The organism is Amycolatopsis sp. NPDC034160 (assembly GCF_055575355.1).
The window spans coordinates 19,307-41,016 of sequence record NZ_JBVISU010000037.1; the positions used below are offsets into that span (position 1 = coordinate 19,307).

Here is a 21,710-nt window from a genome sequence, read left to right on the forward strand (position 1 = left end):
CCTGCTACGACACGCCGGGCCTAGCCGGTACGCACGCCTTCAAACCAGCACTTTCCGGGGTCACCCACAGGAACACCACGACGGTTGCCATGATCACCCGCCCGGCCGACGGTGGGCTTCTCAGCAGCAACATCGTTCGGGAGGAGCAGGATCGATGGCGAACACCATGCGGCCGCAGGAACTCATCGACAGTGCCGTGGTCGACCCGAAGGGCACCAAACTCGGGAAGGTCGGCAACGTCTACCTCGCCGATGCGACGCACCAGCCGGAATGGATCACCGTCAAGACGGGCCTGTTCGGCACCAAGGAGAGTTTCGTCCCGCTCTCGGGCGCGCACGCGGATCAGGACGGCGTGCACGTCCGCGTCGACAAGGAGGCGGTCTCGGAGGCGCCCCGCATCGAGGCCGATGGCCACCTGTCCGTGGAGGAGAGCGCGCAGCTGTACAAGCATTACGGGCTGCCGATGCCGCGGACCTCCCCGGACGGCCGCATGGACGACCGGGCGCAGGGCCGGGGCCGCGGCGGAATGGACGCGGGCGCCAAGCCGGGTCAGGGCGCCATGGGCGGCACCGGTCGCGGCAAGCCAGGAATGGACGCGGGCACCGGCAAGAAGGACCGCGACGCCGAGCGCGCCATGACGCGCTCCGAGGAGCGGCTGAACGTCGGCACCGAGCAGGTCGAGACCGGCCACGTCCGGCTGCGCAAGTACGTCGTCACCGAAGAGCAGCAGATCACCGTGCCGGTCAGCCACGAAGAGGTGCGGATCGAACGGGAACCGATCACGAAACCGGGTGGCGAACGGGTCGAGATCGGCGAGGCCGAGCAGGATGTCGTGCTGCATGCCGAGAAACCGGTGGTGAGCAAGGAAACCGTGCCGGTCGAGCGGGCACGGCTCCGGACCGAGACCGTCACCGAGGACCAGACGGTCTCCGGCAAGGTCCGCAAGGAGCAGTTCGAGGTCACCGACGACGACGGCAAGCACCGCAAGTCCTGATCCAGAACGCCAGGGGGCGGCCCGCGAAACCGGGCCGCCCCCTGGGTTCAGCGGGTTCGCCGTGCCGCGCTTGCCCTGACGGCTATTCCCCCTCCACCGTGGCCGACGCGCGACGGCGCGCGTGCAGGCTGGTGAACGTGACGGTCGCGAGCACGACGACGATCACGGCCAGCGAGAGCGGGGTGGGCACCTCCGGCACGCCCGGCCAGATCCCGTGCGCCCAGTGCAGCACCAGCTTCACCCCGATGAACGCGAGAATGATCGCGAGACCGTGGTTGAGGTGCACGAGCTTCGCCAGCGCCGAACGCAGCACGAAGTAGAGGGCACGCAGGCCGAGCAGGGCGAAGGCGTTGGTGGCGAACACGAGGTACGGGTCTTCGGTGATGCCGTAGACCGCGGGCACCGAGTCGACGGCGAAGACGACGTCGGTCGCGAAGACCGCGACCACGACCACGGCCAGTGGCGTGAGGGCCCGGCGACCGTTCACGCGGACGGTCAAACTGGCACCGCGGTATTCGTCCGTGACCGGCATCAGCTTGCGCAGCAGCCGAACCGACCGCAACTGGGAGAGGTCCCGCTCGGTGTCGCCGCCGGACATGGCCTCACGCAGGATCTTGACCGCCGAGGCGAACAGGACCAGCCCGAACACGAGGAACGCCCAGGTGCCCGCCGCCAGCATCGCGGCACCGGCGGCGATGAAAACGCCACGGAGCACCAGCGCGCCGACGATGCCGTAGAGCAGCACTCGTTGCTGTACGGCGGGCGGGACCGCGAAGGCGGCGAGCAGCAACATGAACACGAACAGGTTGTCCACCGACAAGGACTTCTCGACCACGAAGCCCGTCATGAACTCGACCGCCGGGCGGCTGCCGAAATCGAGCCACAGCCAGAGCCCGAAGAAGACGGGGAGCGCCAGGTAGAACACCGACCACCCGGCGGCCTCCCGCATCGACACCTCGTGCGGACGCCGGGTGACGACGAAATCGGCGACGAGCAGCCCCAGCAGGACCACGATACTGATCGACCACAGCCACACGGAGCCCACGGATCCGGGCATGAGAGCCTCCTCGAACATCAAGTTCGAGGTCTCCTTCACCCACCGCGGGCGGCCTCCCGGGGACACCGGCGGAGTGTCCGTACTGACCGGGCAGACGCTTGGGAAGTACTCCCCTCGCCGCCCAGTATTGATCAAGACCTGTCAAAAGTAAAGGTTTGTTAAAGGTCGCCCGGCACGAGAACGTCGTCCCCATGATGATCAGGCCGGACCGTCCCGCAGCACGCCGCGTACCGCGTCGCCGGACAGGTCGTCCCGCGGGAATTCGGCCATCCACCAGGGCGCAACCGCCCACGCGTACGGCGCGGTGGCCTTGATTCCGCGCGCCGACCGGGCTTTAGTGTCCACAAGGGACACATCTTGGCGACTAAGTGTCCGATTGGTGGGTCTATGCCCGGTTCTACGTGGGGTCGTGAGTGTTGATAAGGGTTAGAACGACCCAAATCACTCACGACCCCGACGCGAAACCGCGCAAACCACCTGAAACGGACGTCAAACTCGCAACGGGCGTCCTTTATGGACAGCCAGGAACGGGCCGATCCTGATCGGGCGCGTCGAGGTCCCGACGGTGAAGGAATCGGGACGTCGAGTGTCCCGATTCCTTCACCGTCGATCTTCGGCACCCTGGAAACCGACGTGGATGAGCGGAGGATCCAGGACACTCAACCTCCCCGACCCTCCGTCGTCGATCCGACATCCACCCTATCCCGACTTTGCCGGACCCCTCACCCCCAAAACAGGGAAGGAGACCTTGGAGGGCTCTCCTGAACTCGGCGACTTGACAGCTTCCGCCGACGCACTACAGTTCAACCAGAACGAGTTCAACCAGAACGTTGATTAACCCACCGGTTGAATTAAGCGGCCCGCGGAAGAGAATCGAACGATGACCGACCTGACGATCACGCGCCTTCTCGACGCTCCGCGCGACCTCGCCTTCCGGGTGTGGACCGACCCGGACCATCTCGCCCACTGGTGGGGCCCTGCCGGGTTCACCACGAAATCCTGCACGGTGAACCTCATCGAGGGCGGCCGGTGGCGCACCTGCATGAGCGACGGCGAGACCGAACTGTGGGCTTCGGGCGTCTACCACGAGATCGTCCCGCCGGAACGGCTCGTCTTCAGCTTCGCCTGGGAGGAACCGGAAGGCGCGCGGGGACACGACACCCTCGTCACCGTCGTCCTCGCCGACCGGGACGGCAAAACCGAGATGACGTTCCACCAGGAGATCTTCGAGACCGTGGCGGAACGCGATAGCCACGTCGAGGGCTGGCAGTCCTGCTTCGGCCGCCTCGCCACCTATCTCACCGAACTCGGCTGACGCAGGTCTCGTAGCACTTCGCGGGCCCGCGCCACCCCGTCCTCCTCACGCAGCCGCGCGGCGACGTACTGCGCGCCGCGGCGGAACAGGAGATTGCCGGACAGTTCCAGCAGCCGCGCGGTCAACGAATCCGCGGTGAGGTCCCGGAAGGGCAGCGGCCGGGGTCCGGCGCCGAGACGGGACACCCGGTCGCCCCAGTACGGCTGGTCGGAGAAGATCGGGCAGACCAGTGCCGGGACACCCGCGCGCAACGCCGCCGCGGTGGTGCCCGCGCCACCGTGATGCACCACGGCCGCGGCGCGGGGGAAGAGCCACGTGTGCGGTACGTCCTGGACCGTCAACAGATCGTCGTCGCCGAAGTCGATGTCGGTACCGAGAAGACCGCGCAACCCCACCCGGCGCAGCGCGGTGCGGACGGCGGTGAACGCCCGTTCCGTCTCGGACGGTCGCATGCTGCCGAAACCGACGTACACCGGCGGCGGTCCCGAGGCGAGGAAATCCCGCAGGCGCGGCTCCGGCCGCCATCCGGCGGAGGTCTCGAGGAACCAGTACCCGGTGACGTGCACGTTGGCGGGCCAGTCCTTCGGCCGGGGCACCACGGCGTCGGAAAACCCGCACAGCACCGGGGTTTCCTTCCGTCGGGGGCCGCGCCAGCCGGCCGGGGGCAGACCGAGCGACCGGCCACGCCACCGGTCCACCTCGGGCCGGAGCAACTGCCAGGCGACGGTGTCGACGGCGTGATAGCTCAGCCATCGTCCGCCCGGCCCGAGCCCGGCCGCCCACGGCAGCAGCGGATGCGCGAACGCCCGGGTCGGCACGCTGGGCTGGTAGTGCAGTTCGACGTCGGGGACGCCGAGTGAAGCGCCGAGGTGCGCGCCGAGGAAGCCCAGCGTCGGGGCGAGCACGAGATCCGCCCCCTCCGCTCCTTTGTGGACATCTTCCAGCAGACGTTCCAGAACCGGCGCCAGAGCACCACGCAAGCCGCGCAGGAACGTCGCCGGATTGCGCCCGCCTTCCGTCCATTCGCGGCCGCCCTCCGAGCCGAGGACCTCACTGGGATCGGCCGACAGCGGAGCGAAGTCCAGGCTGTGATCGGTCACCCACGTCCGGAAACGTTCCGCCGCCAGCACCCGGACACGGTCACCGCCCACGGCGAGGCCGCGTCCCAAGGCGATACACGGCTGGACGTCGCCCCGCGAGCCCGGCGCGACTATCACGACGAGCCGGCTCACCGTTTCGCCGCCGTCAGCCGGTAGCGGAGCCGGAACGGCAGGTTCGCCAGCACGGCGGCGATCCGCGCGTCCCGGCCGACCAGGTAGCGCGGCGCGGGGCGACGGGCGGTCAGCGCGTGGACGACGACGCGCGCGGCCCGCTCGGGCGGAATCCCGGAGCGCGCGGAGCGTTCCGCGCTGCGTTCGGCCTCGTCCAGTTGTGCCGCATACCTTTCCCGCGCGGCTTCCGGCAACGCGGCCCGCACCTCTTCGGCCGCGGCGCGGGCGCGCGACCAGATCGCGGTGGCGACCGCGCCGGGTTCGACGAGGACGACGCCGATCCCGGACGGCGCCAGCTCGGCGCGCAGGCTGTCGGTCAGACCGACCAAGGCGAACTTCGACGTGTGATAGGGCCCGACCATCGGTCCCGCGATCCGCCCGCCCATCGAGCCGACCGTCACGACACGGGCGGCGGACGCGGCACGCAGCGCGGGCAGCATCGCCTGCGTGACGGCGAGCTGACCGGTCACGTTGACCTCCAGCTGCTGCCGGAAATCGTCGAGCGGCACGTGTTCCAGCGGACCGGGGCGGGCCATCCCGGCGTTGTTCACCAGGCCTTGCACCGGTCCCGCCGCCGCGACCTGCTTCCCGCACGCCGCGATCGACGCCGCGTCACGGAGATCCATCCGCAGCACGGTGACCGCCTCGCCATACGTGCGGGCGAGCTCGGTTTCGTCCGCGTCGGTCCGCACCCCGGCCCAGACGTGAGCGCCCCTTCGGACGAGTTCGGCCACACAGGCCCGGCCGATCCCGCTGGAGGCCCCGGTGACCACAAAGGACGGACGTGTCACGATGCCTCCCCCGCCTTCGCCGGCGCGGACAGCGCGCGCAGCATCCGCGGCCACGTCTTGTGCAGCTGGTCCTGCCAGTAGGCCCAGTGATGGGTGCCGGGCCCGTAGAAGTCCGTCATGACCGGGACGCCGAGCCGGTTCAGCCGGTCCGCCATCGCGGTCGTCTGACCCGAGCAAAGGAATTCGAGCAGCATCGCACCGGGCAGGACGTCGACCGGGAGCTTCCCGTCGTACGGACCCGGCAGGCCGTTGCCCGTCGACAGGTACAACTCCGTGCCGCGCAGGCGGTCGGCGTTCACCAGTGGATCGTGCGCGTCCCACCGGGACGCCTCGCGCCGCCGGTCACCCCAGAGCGCCTCGGGGTCCTGTCGGGCCGAGGCGACGATCGCGCTGGTCAGCAACTCGCCGTACGGACCGGTGGGATTGAGGTTGCCGCTGAACGAACCGGCGAATCGGAAGACCCCCGGCCGACGGGCGGCGAGTTCCACCGCGCCGTAACCGCCGAGCGAAAGGCCGGCCGCCACCCGCCGACCGTCACCGCGATAGCCGCGGTCGATGAGCTGCGGGATCTCGACGGCGGTGAACGTCTCCCATTGATTGAGCACGACGTCCTTGCCGTAATTCCACCAATCGGAATAGAACCCCGCGGAACCGGAACCCGGCATCACCACCAAGGCGCCGGAGTCGTCGGCGAGCTTCCGGATGTCGGTGTTGGCGGTCCAGCCACGGTAGTCCTGCAGCCGCGTCTCCCCCGCTAGCAGGTACACCGACGGCCACTTCCGGTCCGGTTCGGCGGCCCAGCCCGACGGCAGGATCAGCCGGACCATCGCGTAACTCCCGACGCCGACCGAGCGCACGGTGAGGTCCAGCATCCGGGGATCACCGTCCACAGTGGTCTGGGCCACGACGTGTGATCCGTCGTCGGCGCGGGCGTCCGGGACACCGCTCTCCGCCCGCGCCGGGGCGGTGGCGACGCTCGGCAGCAAGCACGTCACCGCCGTCAGTACCGCGACGGCCCGCAGCCGCCTCGAGGTATCGCGCATACGTAATCCTTTGTCCCGGTCGCTCGATCGAATCCGAAAATGTGACGGCGATTACTCGCAAAAGAAATCAAGTGGTGCGGACACGTTAAGCGGAAGAGCACTCTTCAGGCAATTGTCCTGCCCACAATCCGAGAGGACAATGTGAATGCCAGGGAAACAAAAAATGCGTTCGCATCCCCCGTCCGGGTGACCCGTCCCTCACGGACGGTGAGCGACTGTGGCACGGTGGTACCAGATCGCCGCGCGCACCTGCGAAAAGTACGAAAGTCGCAGGTCACGCGCAGTACACGAAGGACATTTACGTTCTCTTGACACCTTCCGGTATTCGATTTCCCGTCGTAGCCTTCGTCGTGCCGCCCGAGTTCGGCGTCCGCTGACGCGACTCAGGCGCCCGCGTCCCACCGAAGGGACCACGCCCCCATCAGGACCCTTCCGAAAGGGCTATTCATGGCTGCCCGAATTCGCCGCACCTCCCGTTTTTCGCCACCGAAGTGGCAGGGTCGCACAGTCGCACTCGTCGCCTCCGCCGCCGCGGTGGCCACCATTTCCGGAGCGCCCGGAGAATCGATTCAGGCGGCCGCGACACCGGCCGATCAGGCCGCTCCGGCCGCTCCGGCCGGTCCCGCCGTTCCGCCCGCGGCCCTGCTTCCGCCGGAGACCGTCCCGAACGCGTCCGCGCGCGACGGTTTCGACCTCGGCCGGGCTCTGTCCACCTCGGACACCGGGAGGCGCGCGGAGAGCCGGATCGACGTCGACGGCTGTGAAGACGTCGTCCACGGCAAGCTGGTCGGCGCGAACGCCACCGGGCAAGGCTTCCAGTCCACGGTGCCGGGCGGGCAGGTGTCCGAACTCGTGGCACGCACGACGAACCCGCCCGATCTGACGGCGTGGGCCGGTCAGGCCGCGCGGTGCTCGAAGGTGACGGTCGACGACGCGGCCGGTACCGCGGTGTCGACCGTCACCGTCCACCCCGCGCCGGTCATTCCCGGCGCGAAAACCCTTTCCTATCAACAACTCCTGACGCTCCCCGGGCAGCCCCCCGAGCTGCCTGGACTGCGTCTGCGCACCGTCGCCATCGCCGCCGACGACGTACTGGTCGTGCTTCGTGACGCCGGGACCACCGGCCTCGATCTCGACGCCCTCGCCGTCACCGCGTGGCAGCACGCCGCCGGACCGCTCGGCCGCTGAACCCCGCGGAATCCCCCGCCGAACCCCGCCGAACCCCGAGGAGACGCCATGTCCCTGGCTCCTGAAAACCTGCCCGCCACGGCCGGCCCCACCCTCCCCGCCTGCCTCCGGTATTGGGCGGACGTCGCGGGCGACCGGCCCGCGGTGACCTTCACCGATTTCGCGGTCGATCGCGCCGGCCGTCGGCGAACCCTGACCTGGCGACAACTCCAGGAACGCGTCGACGCCGTCGCGGGCGCGCTTCCCGTCCGGCCGGGTGACCGGGTGGCCATCCTCTGCCCGCAGAGCGCGGATTACGTCGTCAGCTTCCTCGGCGCGATCACCGCGGGCGCGATCGCGGTGCCGCTGTTCGACCCAGGGCTGCCCGGCCACGCCGGACGGCTCGCCGCGGTGCTGACCGACTGCTCCCCCACCGCCGTCGTCACCACCGCCGCGGCCGAGGACTCGGTCCGCGAGTTCCTGTCCGGTCTGCCCGGCGGCGAACGTATCGCCGTCCTCGCGGCCGACCAGCCCGCCGAAGGGCCGGCCAACGTGTGGCACGCGCCGGAAGCGGCGCCGGACGACGTGGCGTACCTGCAGTACACCTCCGGTTCGACCCGCAGCCCCGCCGGCGTGGTGCTGACGCACGCGAACGTGCTGGCCAACGTCGCACAGGCCGTGCGCGGACTCGGCATCGACCCGGTGTCGGCGACCACGGTGTCGTGGCTGCCGCTGTTCCACGACATGGGTCTCGTCCTCGGCCTGGTCACCCCGCTGGCGATGGGTATGCGGTCGGTGCTGATGGATCCGCTGGCCTTCATCGAGCGGCCGGTGCGGTGGCTGGAGCTGCTGAGCGACCACAAGGGAAGCTGGAGCGCCGCGCCGAACTTCGCGTTCCACTACTCCGCGACCCGGGTACGCGAAGAGGACCGCGCCAGGCTTCGCCTCGACCGCGTCGCGGCGATCGTCAACGGCGCCGAGCCGATCAACCCCGACGTCCTCGACCGGTTCCACGCCGCCTTCGCCGATTCCGGCTACCGGCCGGAGAAGACCCGCCCCGCGTACGGACTGGCCGAGGCGACCGTCTTCGTCACCACCGGGCCGGGAGAGCCCCCGCGTGTCGCCACGTTCGACCGCGCCGCGCTCGGAACGGGAACGGCACGGCAGGCCGACGACGGCCTCAAGCTCGTCGCCTGCGGTGTGCCCGTCGGACAGCACGTCGCCTTGGTCGATCCGGAAACCGGTGTCGTGCTGGAAGACGGCTCGGTCGGCGAGATCTGGGTGCACGGGCCCAACGTCGGCACCGGCTACTGGCAGAAACCCTTGGAGAGCACCGAAACCTTCGGTGCCCGGCTGACCGGTGACCACAAGGGACTTCCTGAGTGGCCGTGGCTGCGCACCGGAGACCTCGGCGTCCGCCACGACGGCGAGATCTACATCGCCGGCCGGATCAAGGATCTGCTCATCGTCGACGGCCGCAACCACTACCCGCAGGACGTCGAAGCGACGGCGGCCTCGGCCGACCGCGACATCCGGCCCGGCAGCGTCGCCGCGTTCGCCCTGGAGGGGACCGATACCGAAGCAGCGGTCATCGTCGCCGAACACCGGCGCCACACCGAACTGACCACGGCGGACGAACGTGCCCTCGCCGCGTCGATCCGGCGGCTCGTTTCCGACGCGCACGGCCTCTCGCTGCGCGACGTCGTGCTCGTTCCGGCGGGCCTGGTCCCGCGCACCTCCAGCGGCAAGATCGCCCGCGCCGCCTGCCGCGGCCACTACCTCGCCGGCGACTACGGAAAGGCACTGGCGCGATGAGAAACCCGTCCCTCGACACCCTCGCACTGCGCCGCTGGCTGCTCGACACCGTCGCCGAGCACATCGGCGTGGACTCGGCCCGGCTCGAACCCGACCGTCCGCTCAGTGACTACGGCCTGTCCTCCCGCCAGGCCGTCGGCATCGCCGCGGACCTCGAAGACCTGCTCGGCACGCCGCTTCCGGCCACGCTGCTGTGGGAGAGCCCGACCCTCGACCACCTCGCCCGTTCCCTCACCGGCGGCACTGAACCGGAACCGGAGCCGACCGGGACCGATCGCCGCCGGACCGATCCGATCGCCGTCGTCGGCCTCGGCTGCCGCTGGCCGGGCGCGAACGGCCTCGAGGAGTTCTGGGACCTGCTGCGTGACGGACGGGACGCCGTCCGGACGGCTCCGCCGGGCCGGTGGAGCGCCGACGCCGCACCGGTGGTCGGCGGCTTCCTCGACGACGTCGCCGGTTTCGACGCCGACCATTTCGGCATCACCCCGCGTGAGGCGTCCACAATGGACCCCCAGCAGCGGATGCTCCTCGAAGTCACCTGGGCGGCACTGGAACACGCCGGGATCGCGCCGGCTTCCCTGCGCGGCAGCCGGACGGGCGTGTTCACCGGCATCTCCACCCACGACTACGGGCATCTCACGATGGCGGGCGGCGACGTGGATCTGTGGACGGCCACGGGCGCGGCCGGGAGCATCTCCGCCAACCGGCTGTCCTACATCTACGACCTGCGCGGGCCGAGTATGGCGGTGGACACCGCCTGCTCGTCTTCGCTGGTCGCGGTGCACCACGCGGTGCGCGCGCTGCGTGACGGCGAGGCGGAACTGGCCTTGGCCGCCGGGGTGAACCTCATGCTGCTCCCCGGGCCGACGGCCGCGTTCGCCGCGGCCGGGCTGCTCGCGGGCGACGGTCGTTGCAAGACCTTCGCCGCGGGCGCCGACGGCATCGCGCGTGCCGAAGGCTGCGGCGTCGTCGTGCTCAAGCGACTGGCGGACGCCGAGTACGACGGCGACCGGGTGCTCGCGGTGATCCGCTCCACCGCGGTCAACTCCGACGGCCGGTCGCAGGGCCTCGCCGCGCCGAATCCCGTCGCCCAGCAGGACATGCTGCGCACGGCGTACCACGGCGCACGGCTCGACCCGTCCACTGTGGACTACGTCGAGGCGCATGGCACCGGCACGCTGCTCGGTGACCCGATCGAGGCCCGCTCGCTCGGCGCCGTGCTCGGCAAGGACCGGACGCCCGACGCCCCCTTGCTGATCGGTTCGGTGAAGACGAACATCGCGCACGCGGAGGCGGCCGCCGGCATCGCCGGGCTGATCAAGGTCGTCCTCGCCATGACCCACGACGAACTGCCGCCCCAGCTGCACTTCGCCGCGCCCAACCCGCACATTCCGTTCGCCGACCTGCGCCTTCGGGTGGTGACCGAGCCGACCCCGTGGCCGCGCCACTCCGGCCGTGCCACGGCGGGGGTGTCCGCGTTCGGGTTCGGCGGGACCAACGCGCACGTCGTCCTCGAGCAGGCGCCGGTGCTGGAACCCGCGCCGGAACGCGCCGACGTCCGGATCGGGCTGCTGTCCGCCCGGACCGCCGACCGGCTCACCGAACGGGCGACGCAACTGGCGAACTGGCTGGACTCACCGGCGGCGTCGTCGGTCTCCCTCGCCGACGTCACCCACACCCTGTTCCGGCGCGACAACGGCGGGCCGCACCGCGCCGCCGTCGTCGCCGGGGACACCGCGGAACTGGCGGCACTGCTGCGTGCCGTCGGCACCGGAGCCGATCCGCTGCCCGCCGGCGCGGTCACCGGCTCCACCCGGGCCACCGGCGGACCGGTGTTCGTGTTCTCCGGCCACGGCTCCCAGTGGCCCGGCATGGGACGTGGCTTGCTGGCCGCCGAGCCCGCCTTCGCCGCACAGGTCGACAAGCTCCACGACCTGTTCACCGAGCACACCGGCCGGTCGCTGCGTTCCTTGCTCACCACCGAGAAGCCCTTGCCGCTGCCGGAAACGCAGGCGGCCATCTTCGGGACGCAGATCGTGCTGGCCGCCCAGTGGGAGGCGCTCGGAGTCCGGCCCGCGGCCGTCATCGGGCACTCGCTGGGCTCCGCGGCCGCCGCGGTCGTGAGCGGAGTGCTCACCCCCGACGAGGCCGTTCACCTGGTCGCGACCCGTGCCCGGCTGCTCGGCACCATCGGCCCCGGCGGCGCGATGGCGGCGGTCGAACTGGCACCGGAGGAACTCGAGCTGTACCCGGACATCGAACTCGCCGTCGAATCCGCGCCGGGTCAGCTGACCGTGGCCGGTGACGCCACCGTCCTCGACCTGCTCGTCTCGGAACTGGTGGCGGCCGGGCTGACCGCACGGCGGCTGCCGGTCGAGGTCGCCGGGCACTCCGTCCGCGTCGAACCCGTCCTGCCCGCACTCCGGGAGGCACTCGCCGAACTGGGCGGTCGCCGTCCCTCGGTGCCTTGGTACGACACGGTTCTGGCCGATCCGCGCGAGTTGCCGGACTTCGACGCCGGGTACTGGGCCGCGCATCTGCGGCACCCGGTGCGGTTCCGCCAGGCCGTGGCGGCCGCCGCCGCGGACGGGCACGGCGTCTTCGTCGAGGTGTCGCCCCATCCGATCCTGCGGGGTTCGGTGGCACGGACGCTCGCGGCCGAGGGCGTCCACGACGCCGTCGTCACCGGAACCCTGCGCCGCGGCCAGGACGAGGTCCGCGCGTTCGGTGCCGCCGCGGCCGAACTCTATTGCGCGGGCACGCGGATCACCCCCGCCGATCCGGACGACGGCGCCCGGCTGGTCGACGTCCCGCCGATGCCCTGGCGGCACGAACGGCACTGGTACACCGCCATCGACGAGCCGCCGACGTTCGCGGTGCGCACGGCCGAACCCGCACCGGCCCGCAGCGGTGGCGGGAACCGGCTGACGGAGATCGTCGCCGCCGTCATGGGGCTGCGGCCCGACCGGATCGACGCCGACGTCCCGCTCGTCGAACTCGGGCTGGACTCCCTGATGGCGAACCGGATCCGCGAGGCCGTCCGCCGGGAGTTCGGCACCGAGCCCGACGCCGCCAGCGTGCTCCGGGGCGCCACCCTCGCGGACCTGAACCGCGACCTCGCGCCGCGTGAAGACGAGGACCCACGTCCTTCGCGAGGTCGCGCCTGGGACGCGGCGGACCGGTTGGTGCTGCGCCTGTGGCAGGAACACACCGGAGCCGAAGCGGGTGGCACGCAGGTCCGGCTGACCGACACTCCCGCGCCGGACCGGCTGGCCGGGCTGATCGCCGAGGGGCTCAGCACCGAACTCGACACCCCGATCGACGCCGCGGAACTCCTGCGGCACGACTCACTCGCGGCCATCGCCGACGTCGCCCGCGGCGTCCTCGACACGCGGGAGGAACGGGGGCCGGTGCACGTCCTCACGCCCGGTGAGCCCGGTGTCGAACCCTTGCTGCTGTTCCACCCCGGCGGCAGTACCTGCACCGTTTACCGGCCGCTGCTGGACCGGTTGCCGACCGCGGTGCCGTGTGTCGGGTTCGAACGCGTTCCCGGTGTCGGCATCGAGGAACGGGTCGAACATCTGGTGCCGCTTGTGCGGGCACAGAACCGGGGCGGGGCCTACCGGCTGGTGGGGTGGTCCTTCGGCGGAGCGCTGGCCTATGGCGTCGCCGCGCGGCTCGCGGAGGAAGGTGAAGAGGTCGAGTTCGTCGCACTGATCGACACCATGCTCCCGCTCCCCGAGCCGGACCTCGATCCGCGGGCGTCGTCCGCCCGGCGATTCCTGCGATTCACCGGTTACGTCGAAGGCACCTACGGCCGCGAAGTCCGGCTCGGTCACGAGGAGCTGGCACCGTTGCCCGAAGAGGAGCAGATCGAGTTGACCATGCGGCGGGTCGCCGAGGCGGGCTTGCTCAGCCCCGGCGTCCTCCGGCACCAGCGCCAGTCCTTTTTGGACACACTGGCGGCGGAACGGGGCACGCCCCGCCGCTACGACGGCCGTGTCGTCCTCTATCGGGCGACAGAGCAGTACGCCGCCGGCCTCGCGATGGAGCCGCGCTACTCCCGCACTGACCTCGCGGCGGGCTGGGCGGAACTGTGCCCGGGACTGGAGATCGTGCCGATCGGAGCCCATCACCTGTCGGTGGTCGATCCGCCGCATGTCGATGTCGTGGCGAGGCATCTGGCAGGGCTGCTGTGACCACGGCCCGGGCCGAGCGGGCGGTCCGCGCCAGACCGCTGCTGGCGGTACTCGGCGCCGGGCTCTTCCTCGTGGCGGTGGACGCGACCGTGCTGCACGTCGCGCTGCCCGACCTCGTCCGGCAGCTGCGGCCGGGCGCGGCGGCACAGGTGTGGATCGTGGCGATCTACCCGCTGACCGCCGCGCCGTTGCTGCTGCCGTTCGGCACCCTCGGCGACCGGTACGGACGGCGACGCGTGCTGGTCACCGGGTACGTCGTGTTCGGGGTCGCGTCGCTCGGCTGCGCGTTCGCGCCGAACGTGCCGGTACTGCTGGGTTTCCGGGCGCTCCTCGGCTGCGGTGGCGCGATGATCATGCCGGTGACGATGTCGCTGCTCCGGGAACTCTTCCCGGAGCAGCGGCAGCGCCGGACGGCGATCGCGGTGTGCAGCGGGATCGCGGGCACCGGTTCGGTGTTCGGGCCGATCCTCGGCGGCGTGCTCGTCGAGGCGTGGGGCTGGCGCGCCACCTTCCTGCTGAACCCGCCGGTGATCCTGGCGGCCGTGGTGCTGGCGCTGCGGTGGCTGCCCCGGAATCCTCCGGGACGCCGGCCGTGGGACGCGCTCAGCGCGGGTCTCGCGGCGGGCGGTGTCCTCGGGATCGCGTTCGCCGTCGGACAACCGGGTTCCTGGGTGACGGCCGTCGTCTCCGGGGTGGCCGGGTGTGTCCTCATCGGACTGTTCCTGCGTCGTCAGCGCCGGACCGATCCGCCGTTGCTGGACTTGACGTTGTTCCGGCTGCCTGGCGTGCGGGCCGCGGTCGGCGGGGTGCTGCTGGTGATGAGCACGCTGGTCGGGCTCGGCCTGCTGTTCGCGCAGTACCTGCAGGTGGTGCTCGGCCTCTCCCCGACCGCGGCGGCGGCCCGGCTGCTCCTGGTGCTCGGCGCCTCGGCCGTCGGCAGCGTGGTGACCCCGGCCCTGCTGGAGCGGTTCGGCAACGCGAGGATCCGCACCGCCGGGTTCGCCGTGACGGCGGTGTCGTTGGTGATCCCGGCGGCGGGGTCGGCCGCGCTGACGTCGCCGGTGCTCCTCGGCGCCGGGCTGACGGGTTTGGGGCTGGGTATGGCACTCGCGCTCACTTCGAGCACCGACACGCTGCTTTCGGCGACGTCGGCGGACCAGGCCGGGGGCGCCGCGGCGGTGGAGAAGACGGGCTACGAACTGGGCGCCGGTTTCGGCACCACGTTGTTCGGTTCCCTGGCGGCCGCCGTGTACGCGGGCCAGCTGGCGGTCCCGGCGGCGGTCCCCGAACAGGCACGGCGACTCGCTTTGTCGGGGCCCGCTCAGGCGGAGACGGCCGCCTCGGGCCTCACTCCGGAGTTGGCCGGCGAAATGCTCGACGCGGCACGTGCCGCGTGCACCGCCGGGTTGCAGGTGTCGGCAGGCGTGGCGGGCGGGGTGTTTCTGGCGGCCGCGGTCGCGTCTTGGTGTCGTGAGTGATTTAGGTCGTTCTAACGACCCGAATCACTCACGAGACCCACCGCGCACGCAACGCGAAAGGCCCCACCCTTGCCGGATGGGGCCTTCTCTGCGGTGGGCGATACTGGGATCGAACCAGTGACCTCTTCGGTGTGAACGAAGCGCTCTCCCCCTGAGCTAATCGCCCGTGGTACGAACTCCGGTTCGCCGGGGAAGCGAACCTGGTGCGCGATACTGGGATTGAACCAGTGACCTCTTCCGTGTCAGGGAAGCGCTCTCCCGCTGAGCTAAACGCGCGTGGTGAAGTTGTTCGTACTGAAGACAGCTTAGCGGACCCGTTTCCGGGCCCGCACAGGGGATCCCCTTCTCGATCGAATACCAGGCGAGCAGGCGGATTCAGGGCTTCGGGAGCTTCGGCACGATCGAGGCGGCGATCTCCTTCGTCCGGTCGCAGGGGCTTCCGCTCCCCTCTTTGGCGCTCAGCCGGACGGCGACATGTTCGGCCTCGCGCTCCGGCAGCGGGCGGTGCAGCCAGGTCACGGCGCAGTTCGAGCCCCCGAACTCCCGGATGTCGCCGGTGACGCCGTTGCCGAGGTCGACCGGCGACCCCTCGGGCGCGTAGGCCCCCCGGCTCAGCTCGACGGTCAGCCGCTCGCCACCGCCCTGCCACTCGCAGATACGCAGCGTCTGCGAACCGGCCTGCGCGTTGGGGAAGTTCTTGGCGACCACCGCGGCATCGGGGACGGCGCACGGGTCGAACGGCAGCAGACTCGACGGGTCGCCCGCGCGGTCGACCTCGTGCGTGCGCAGCCGGGTGACGGCGGCGGTCAGCATGTCGTCGGCGGCCTTGCAGGGATCGCCCTCCCGGCCCGGATGCGAGACGACGACGCCGAGCCGCCGATCCGCCGGAAGCTGGACGACCGAATCGCAGCCGCCGCTGATCGTGCTGCGCAGCAACGGAAGTCCCTCGGCCGTCCGGTCCGTTCGCACGGCACCGCTGGTGCTCATGCCCTCGCCGAGCCGGATTTCGAAGGACTCGCCGTTGAGACCGGTGTACTTGCACCGGGCTGGGTAGAACGAACGCGTGTCCGGCCGCAAGGTGCCGAACTCCTGCACGAACCGGCCGGCTAGGACCTTGCACGGGTCCACCAGGCGCAGGCGTTCCGGACTGAGCGCCTCGGTGGCCGCCAGCGACGTCACGCCGGGGTTCTCGGGTTTGGCGTAGTCGGCGATGGAGAGACCGAGCGCGACGATCCCGGCGACCACGAGCAGGACGACCGCGCCGAGCGTCCCGAACAGGATCTTCTTCGTCCGTGGCGCCATCTTCTTGGGCGGCGGCCGCCAGATCGGCAGCGGCAGGGCCAGCACCGAGCGCACTTCGGCGTCCTGCTGCTGGATCCGCGCGTGCACGGACGGCGGCCAGGGAGCCGCGCCGGGCGGCACCGGGCCGAGGTGGTCCAGGATCTGGTCCGGCGTCGGACGGTGCGCCGGATCCTTGGCGAGGCACGGCTCGGCGAGCCGCCGGATCTCCTCCGGGACCCCGGTGAGGTCCGGGACGGCGTGCACGACGTTATACAGCGTTTGGGGTGCGGTCGGACCGGTGAACGGACCGCGGCCGGTGGCCGCCATGACGAGGATCGCGCCGAGGGAGAACACGTCGCTCGCTCCGGTGACCTGCCCGCTTCCGGCCTGTTCCGGGGACATGAACGCGGGCGACCCGATGATGGCGCCCGTCCCGGTGAGGTCCTGCGCCTCCTCCGCCACTCGCGCGATGCCGAAGTCGATCACCCTGGGTCCGTCACTGGTGAGAATGATGTTGCTGGGCTTGAGATCCCGGTGGATCAGCCCGGCACGGTGGATCTCGGTCAGCGCGGCGGCGAGCCCGGACGCCAGCAGGCGCACCGGCCCGGCGGGCAGCGGTCCGGCGGCGTCCACCGCTTCCTTCAGCGACGGGCCGGTGACGAAGACCGAGGCGAGCCACGGGGTGTCCGCTTCCGCGTCGGCGTCCATGACCGCGGCGGTGTAGGCACCGGACACCAGCCGGGAGGTGGCGACCTCGCGCCGGAACCGTTCACGGAAGCGGGGATCGTGCGCGAACTGGGCGTGCAGCTGCTTGACCGCGACGAGCCTGCCGTCCGGCGCGAGGCCCAGTACGACGCGGCCCATGCCGCCCTCGCCGAGCTCGGCGATGATCCGGTACGGACCGATCTGCCGGGGTTCACCGGGATTCAACGGTTTCACGTAGCTGGCATCCTTGGTCGACGGGATCGGGGCGGTACCCGGGGGCGTTGGCCGGGTTGGTCGTGAGTGGCGATTCGGGTTAGAACCCGAATCGCCACTCACGACCAACCTGACCGGCCTCCCACCTCGGGTCCTAGGGTTTCGGGAGTTTCCGGAGAAGCACCCCGGCGAAGTTCTTCGCCTTCTCGCAGGCCAGTTCGGCGTTCTGCTCCGAGCCGCTGGTGCCGACGGTCAGCTCGACGTTCTCCCCGACCCGGTCACTGACCGGCCGATGCTGCCAGGCCAGAAAGCAGCTGGAGCGAGCGGCGCCGTCGTCCGACCTCGCCAGATACACCTTGGTCCCGCCGAGATCCAGGGTGGCGGTGGCCGAGTAGGACATGTTCTTCATTTCCGTCGGCGGGATTCCCCGCACGAAGCTCAGCCGGACGCTGCCCGCCACGTCGTACCGGCATTGGTGCAGCTGCTCGCGGATCGTCTCCACCACCGGGCCGATGAGCCGGTCCGCGGTCGCGGGGCCCACCAGCGCGCACGGATCCAGCGTCGCCAGCGTGCCCGCCGCGACGTCGCGATCGTGGCCACCCGCCCGGATCCGCTTGACCGCGTCGCCGAGGGCCGCCTTCACCACCGAGCACGCTTCGTCCTTTGTGGACATGGAGTTCACGCGGGCGATGAGGTTGGTGTTCGACAAGCCGGTGACGGGAACCGCGACCTGACACGAGTCGTCGGACCCCTTGACGGCCAACGGAAGCCCCTCCAGTTCGCCGCCCGCTTCGGCTTGGAAGAGGTCGCCGCCGATCTGCAGCTCCAGCCACCTGCCCGCGGGCGAGGAATACGTGCACCAATCGAATTGGGTATCGCTCTTCACGCTCAACTTGCCGAAACGGGACACGTCGCGCCCGTCGAGCACTTTGCACAGGTCCACCTTGCGCAGGTTGTCCGGGCCGAGCGGATCCGGATTGACCGGAGTGGCGACGGGCTCGTCCGGCTGCGGAGAAGCGCTCGGCGCCGCGACGGCGGGAGGCGGATCCTCCTTGTTCAGCGAAACCGCGGCGACGACACCACCGGCCAGCAGCACGACGGCGGCTGCGGCGAGCCCCGCGTACAGGCCACGACGGGACCGCTTCGGCGGTGGTGGATTCAGCAGCCGCTGGACTTCGGCCTGCTGCCTTTCGATGAGGTGCGACACCACCGGCGGCCACGGACTCGTCGTCGGCGGGATCGGTCCCAACCGCTCCAGCACCCAGGCGGGGGTCGGCCGGTCCGCCGGGTTCTTCGCCAGGCACGGCTCGGCGATCTGCCGGACTTCCGGTGCCAACCGGCGCAGGTCGGGCTGGACGTGCACGACGTTGTAGAGCGTGTGCGGGGTGGACGTACCCGTGAACGGACTGGTCCCGGTCGCGGCCATGACGAGCATCGCGCCGAACGCGAACATGTCGCTCGCCGGAGTCAGCGGCTTGCCTTCGGCCTGCTCCGGCGACATGAACCCGGGCGAGCCGATGACCGCGCCGGTGTGCGTCAGCTCCGAGTCGCCCTCGACGGCACGGGCGATCCCGAAGTCGATCACCCGGGGACCGTCGCCGGCGAGGATGACGTTGCTCGGCTTCAGATCCCGGTGGATCAGCCCGGCGCGGTGGATGTCGCCCAGCGCCAGCGCGAGTCCGGCGGCGAGGTACCGGATCGCCATCGGCGGCAGCGGGCCGACGGCGGCGACCGCTTCGGCCAGCGACGGTCCCGGTACGAACATCGAGGCCAGCCACGGTGTCGGCGCGTGCGGATCGGCGTCCATGACCGGAGCGGTGTACGCGCCGGACACCAGGCGCGAGGAGTCGACCTCGCGGCGGAACCGCTCGCGGAAGCCGGGATCGTGCGCGAAACCCGGATGGACCTGCTTGATCGCGACCAGGCGTCCGTCGGCGGAGACGCCGAGCAGTACCCGGCCCATCCCGCCTTCTCCGAGCGCGGCGAACACCCGGTAGCGTCCCACGCCGGTGGGTTCGCCGGTGTTCAACGGCTTCACGAAGGCCCCCTTGTCCGGGGCGATGGTACAAAACCACCCGCAAGTGTCACGCGGCGCGTCGGTCCGCCCGGCCGAAGTCCCTCAGCCGGAGGCTGTTGGACACGACGAGCACCGACGAAAGCGACATCGCCGCCCCGGCGATCAGCGGGTTCAGCAGCCCCAGCGCGGCCAGCGGGATCGCGGCGACGTTGTAGCCGAACGCCCAGGCCAGGTTCCCCCGGATGACGCGCAAGGTGCGGTCCGCGAGCCGGATGGCGTCGGGGACCACCCGCAGGTCTTCGCGGACCAGCACGATGTCGGCCGAGCGCAACGCGATGTCGCTGCCCTGGGCCATCGCCATCCCGAGATCCGCGGTGGCCAGCGCCGGAGCGTCGTTGATCCCGTCGCCGACCATCGCGACCCGTGCTCCTCCCGCCCGCAGTTCGTCGATGACCTGGGCCTTTTCCGCGGGCAGGACCCCGGCGCGGACGTCGGAGACGCCGACCTCGTCCGCGACCGCGCGGGCGGTGGCCTCGTTGTCGCCGGTGAGCAGGACGGTCCGGAGGCCGAGCGCGTGCAGGGCGTCGACGGCGGCCCGTGCCGACGGCTTCACGACGTCGCGGAGCACCAGTTGTCCCGCGATCCGGCCGTCCACCGCGACCAGGATCGCTGTCGCGCCGTCGCGTTCGGCGGACGCGAACTCGTCCGGGACGCCGATCTCCTGCTCGGCCAGCAACCGCGGGTTGCCGACGAGGACTTCGTGCTCCTCGACCTCGCCCCGCGCGCCGAGTCCCGGCAGCGCGCCGAATCGGTCGACCGGGGGCAGATCGGGCAGTTCGGCTCGTGCGGCGGTGACGACGGCGGCCGCGATGGCGTGCTCGGAACCGGTCTCCACCGCCCCGGCGAACCGCAGCACCTCCTCCACGGTGAACCCGCCCGCCGGGCGGCACGCGACCACGGTCATCTTCCCGGTGGTCACGGTGCCGGTCTTGTCCAGCACCACGGTGTCCACCGAACGGCTCGCTTCGAGCGCGTCGGGCCCCTTGATGAGAATGCCCAGCTGGGCGCCGCGGCCGACGCCCACCATGAGCGCCGTCGGCGTGGCCAGTCCGAGCGCGCACGGGCAGGCGATGATGAGGACGGCGACGGCCGCCGCGAAACCGTCGCGAACGGGTGCCCCGCTGACCAGCCACCCCGCCAGGGTCAGCGCGGCCACGCCGAGTACGGCGGGGACGAACACCGCGCAGATTCGGTCGACCAGCCGTTGCACGGCGGCCTTTCTGGCCTGCGCGCGTTCGGCCAGCGCGGTCATCTGGGCCAGCTGGGTGTGCGCGCCGACCGCGGTCGCCCGCACCACCAGCCTGCCGTCCCGGTTCACCGAGGCTCCGACGACCCGGTCGCCCGCACCTGCCTCCGCGGGCACGGGCTCGCCGGTCACCGCACTGACATCCACAGTGGACAGTCCACTTTCGACGACACCGTCCGCGGCGATCGACTCCCCCGGCTTCACCACGAACAGGTCACCCGTGGCCAGCTCGCCGATCGGGACCATCCGCTCCGCTCCGGCACGCAGCACCCGGACGTCCTTGGCCGCCAAGGCGTCCAGTGCCGCCAGCAGCCCGGCCGCACCTCGCCGCGACCGGCTCTCGAAGTACCGGCCCGCCAGCAGGAAGGTGGTCACCCCGGCGGCGACGTCGAGATAGATCGCGTCCGCGCCCGCCGCCGTGGGACCGAAGCCGATCCAATACCCGGGTTCGGCGCCGCCGGAGAACGCCGACCACGCCGACCAGGCGAACGAGGCGAGCACGCCGAGCGAGACCAGAGTGTCCATACTGGACGAACGGTGCCGGAGGTTTCGCAGCGTGGCGCGATGGAACGGCAGCGCGGACCAGAACACCACCGGAACGGCCAGTACCAGGCACAGCAGTTCCCAGCCGGGGAACCGCAGCCGCGGTACCAGTGCCAGGGTGATCGAAAGGTTCCCCAGCGGGATCGCCAGCAGCGCGGCCACGACCAGCCGCCGACGCAAATCCCGGACCCGCGCGAAGCCGGTGTCCGGATCTTCTTCACCGCGAATCTCCGCGGTGTACCCGGATTTACGGACCCGCTCGATGAGGACGTCGTCGCCCAGCGCTTCGGGCACCTGCACGGTGGCGCGCTCGGTCGCGTAGTTCACCGACGCGCGGACACCGTCCAGTTTGTTCAGTGTGCGTTCCACCCGCGCCGAACAGGCGGCGCAGGTCATCCCCGTCACGGTCAGTTCCACCGTGCGGACGGCGGCTTCCGGCGCGGAAATCGTCATTTCTCGGCACTCCCAGGGATTCACCAGTGGTTCCGGTGGTGGTGGAACAGGTGTCCCGAGAG

Annotated in this window: 14 protein-coding genes and 2 tRNA genes; 6 read left to right on the forward strand and 10 right to left on the reverse strand. The window is 70.8% G+C overall.

The genetic code is table 11. From position 1 onward, the window contains the following. Positions 1–154 precede the first annotated feature (154 nt). Complete coding sequence (locus ACZ54P_RS39420) at positions 155–994, forward strand: DUF2382 domain-containing protein (protein ID WP_465466725.1); 840 nt, start codon at positions 155–157, stop codon at positions 992–994. A gap of 82 nt (positions 995–1,076) precedes the next feature. On the opposite strand, the gene ACZ54P_RS39425 is transcribed toward ACZ54P_RS39420, so the two are convergent. Then, positions 1,077–2,051, reverse strand: coding sequence for a TerC/Alx family metal homeostasis membrane protein (locus ACZ54P_RS39425; protein WP_465466726.1), 975 nt, complete (start codon positions 2,049–2,051; stop codon positions 1,077–1,079). A gap of 198 nt (positions 2,052–2,249) precedes the next feature. Then, positions 2,250–2,396, reverse strand: a complete 147-nt coding sequence (locus ACZ54P_RS39430; RefSeq protein ID WP_465466727.1) for a hypothetical protein — start codon at positions 2,394–2,396, stop codon at positions 2,250–2,252. A gap of 535 nt (positions 2,397–2,931) precedes the next feature. On the opposite strand from ACZ54P_RS39430, the gene ACZ54P_RS39435 reads away from it, so the two are divergent. Continuing rightward, positions 2,932–3,366: an SRPBCC family protein gene (locus tag ACZ54P_RS39435; RefSeq protein WP_465466728.1), complete on the forward strand. Its 435-nt coding sequence runs from the start codon at positions 2,932–2,934 to the stop codon at positions 3,364–3,366. Here the strand turns inward: ACZ54P_RS39435 and ACZ54P_RS39440 are convergent. Genes ACZ54P_RS39440 through ACZ54P_RS39450 form a run of 3 tightly spaced genes read right to left on the reverse strand, consistent with a single transcriptional unit; the run spans position 3,345 to position 6,471 of the window. Then, a complete protein-coding gene (locus tag ACZ54P_RS39440; RefSeq protein ID WP_465466729.1) occupies positions 3,345–4,598 on the reverse strand; it encodes a glycosyltransferase in 1,254 nt (417 codons plus the stop codon). The two genes, ACZ54P_RS39435 and ACZ54P_RS39440, sit on opposite strands and share 22 nt — an antisense overlap. Further along, on the reverse strand, positions 4,595–5,428 hold the full coding sequence (locus ACZ54P_RS39445; protein ID WP_465466730.1) for an SDR family NAD(P)-dependent oxidoreductase: 834 nt from the start codon (positions 5,426–5,428) through the stop codon (positions 4,595–4,597). The genes ACZ54P_RS39440 and ACZ54P_RS39445 overlap by 4 nt, the downstream gene beginning before the upstream one ends. After that, positions 5,425–6,471 carry an alpha/beta hydrolase gene (locus ACZ54P_RS39450; protein ID WP_465466731.1) on the reverse strand — a complete coding sequence of 349 codons (1,047 nt, stop codon included), beginning with the start codon at positions 6,469–6,471 and terminating at the stop codon, positions 5,425–5,427. The genes ACZ54P_RS39445 and ACZ54P_RS39450 overlap by 4 nt, the downstream gene beginning before the upstream one ends. Positions 6,472–6,918: 447 nt before the next feature. Here ACZ54P_RS39450 and ACZ54P_RS39455 point away from each other — a divergent pair, with 447 nt between their 5' ends. The 4 genes from ACZ54P_RS39455 to ACZ54P_RS39470 are packed head-to-tail and all read left to right on the forward strand — an operon-like array spanning position 6,919 to position 15,130. Then, positions 6,919–7,659 (forward strand): hypothetical protein, encoded by a 741-nt coding sequence (locus tag ACZ54P_RS39455; RefSeq protein ID WP_465466732.1) that lies wholly within the window; start codon positions 6,919–6,921, stop codon positions 7,657–7,659. A 48-nt stretch (positions 7,660–7,707) separates the two neighbouring features. Beyond that, a complete protein-coding gene (locus ACZ54P_RS39460; RefSeq protein ID WP_465466733.1) occupies positions 7,708–9,453 on the forward strand; it encodes a fatty acyl-AMP ligase in 1,746 nt (581 codons plus the stop codon). Beyond that, the gene (locus tag ACZ54P_RS39465) at positions 9,450–13,652 is read left to right on the forward strand and encodes a beta-ketoacyl synthase N-terminal-like domain-containing protein (protein ID WP_465466734.1); all 4,203 of its coding nucleotides are present in this window, start codon (positions 9,450–9,452) and stop codon (positions 13,650–13,652) included. The genes ACZ54P_RS39460 and ACZ54P_RS39465 overlap by 4 nt, the downstream gene beginning before the upstream one ends. Continuing rightward, positions 13,649–15,130, forward strand: a complete 1,482-nt coding sequence (locus ACZ54P_RS39470; RefSeq protein ID WP_465466735.1) for an MFS transporter — start codon at positions 13,649–13,651, stop codon at positions 15,128–15,130. Before ACZ54P_RS39465 ends, ACZ54P_RS39470 begins: the two co-directional genes overlap by 4 nt. A gap of 94 nt (positions 15,131–15,224) precedes the next feature. Here the strand turns inward: ACZ54P_RS39470 and ACZ54P_RS39475 are convergent. From ACZ54P_RS39475 to ACZ54P_RS39495, 5 genes are all read right to left on the reverse strand, one after another. Continuing rightward, positions 15,225–15,296 (reverse strand) — tRNA-Val (locus ACZ54P_RS39475). A gap of 35 nt (positions 15,297–15,331) precedes the next feature. Further along, positions 15,332–15,406, reverse strand: a tRNA-Val gene (locus ACZ54P_RS39480). Between the two features lie 99 nt (positions 15,407–15,505). After that, the gene (locus tag ACZ54P_RS39485; RefSeq protein WP_465466736.1) at positions 15,506–17,350 is read right to left on the reverse strand and encodes a serine/threonine-protein kinase; all 1,845 of its coding nucleotides are present in this window, start codon (positions 17,348–17,350) and stop codon (positions 15,506–15,508) included. A 133-nt stretch (positions 17,351–17,483) separates the two neighbouring features. Continuing rightward, positions 17,484–19,367 carry a serine/threonine-protein kinase gene (locus ACZ54P_RS39490; protein ID WP_465466737.1) on the reverse strand — a complete coding sequence of 628 codons (1,884 nt, stop codon included), beginning with the start codon at positions 19,365–19,367 and terminating at the stop codon, positions 17,484–17,486. A 46-nt stretch (positions 19,368–19,413) separates the two neighbouring features. Next, complete coding sequence (locus ACZ54P_RS39495) at positions 19,414–21,648, reverse strand: heavy metal translocating P-type ATPase (RefSeq protein WP_465466738.1); 2,235 nt, start codon at positions 21,646–21,648, stop codon at positions 19,414–19,416. Positions 21,649–21,710 lie beyond the last annotated feature (62 nt).

Bases quoted from the DNA above. Each gene is read 5' to 3' on its own strand.
- ACZ54P_RS39420 (WP_465466725.1), top strand. From the start codon at position 155: ATGGCGAACACCATGCGGCCGCAGGAACTCATCGACAGTGCCGTGGTC.
- ACZ54P_RS39425 (WP_465466726.1), bottom strand. From the start codon at position 2,051: ATGCCCGGATCCGTGGGCTCCGTGTGGCTGTGGTCGATCAGTATCGTG.
- ACZ54P_RS39435 (WP_465466728.1), top strand. From the start codon at position 2,932: ATGACCGACCTGACGATCACGCGCCTTCTCGACGCTCCGCGCGACCTC.
- ACZ54P_RS39450 (WP_465466731.1), bottom strand. From the start codon at position 6,471: ATGCGCGATACCTCGAGGCGGCTGCGGGCCGTCGCGGTACTGACGGCG.
- ACZ54P_RS39455 (WP_465466732.1), top strand. From the start codon at position 6,919: ATGGCTGCCCGAATTCGCCGCACCTCCCGTTTTTCGCCACCGAAGTGG.
- ACZ54P_RS39460 (WP_465466733.1), top strand. From the start codon at position 7,708: ATGTCCCTGGCTCCTGAAAACCTGCCCGCCACGGCCGGCCCCACCCTC.
- ACZ54P_RS39465 (WP_465466734.1), top strand. From the start codon at position 9,450: ATGAGAAACCCGTCCCTCGACACCCTCGCACTGCGCCGCTGGCTGCTC.
- ACZ54P_RS39495 (WP_465466738.1), bottom strand. From the start codon at position 21,648: ATGACGATTTCCGCGCCGGAAGCCGCCGTCCGCACGGTGGAACTGACC.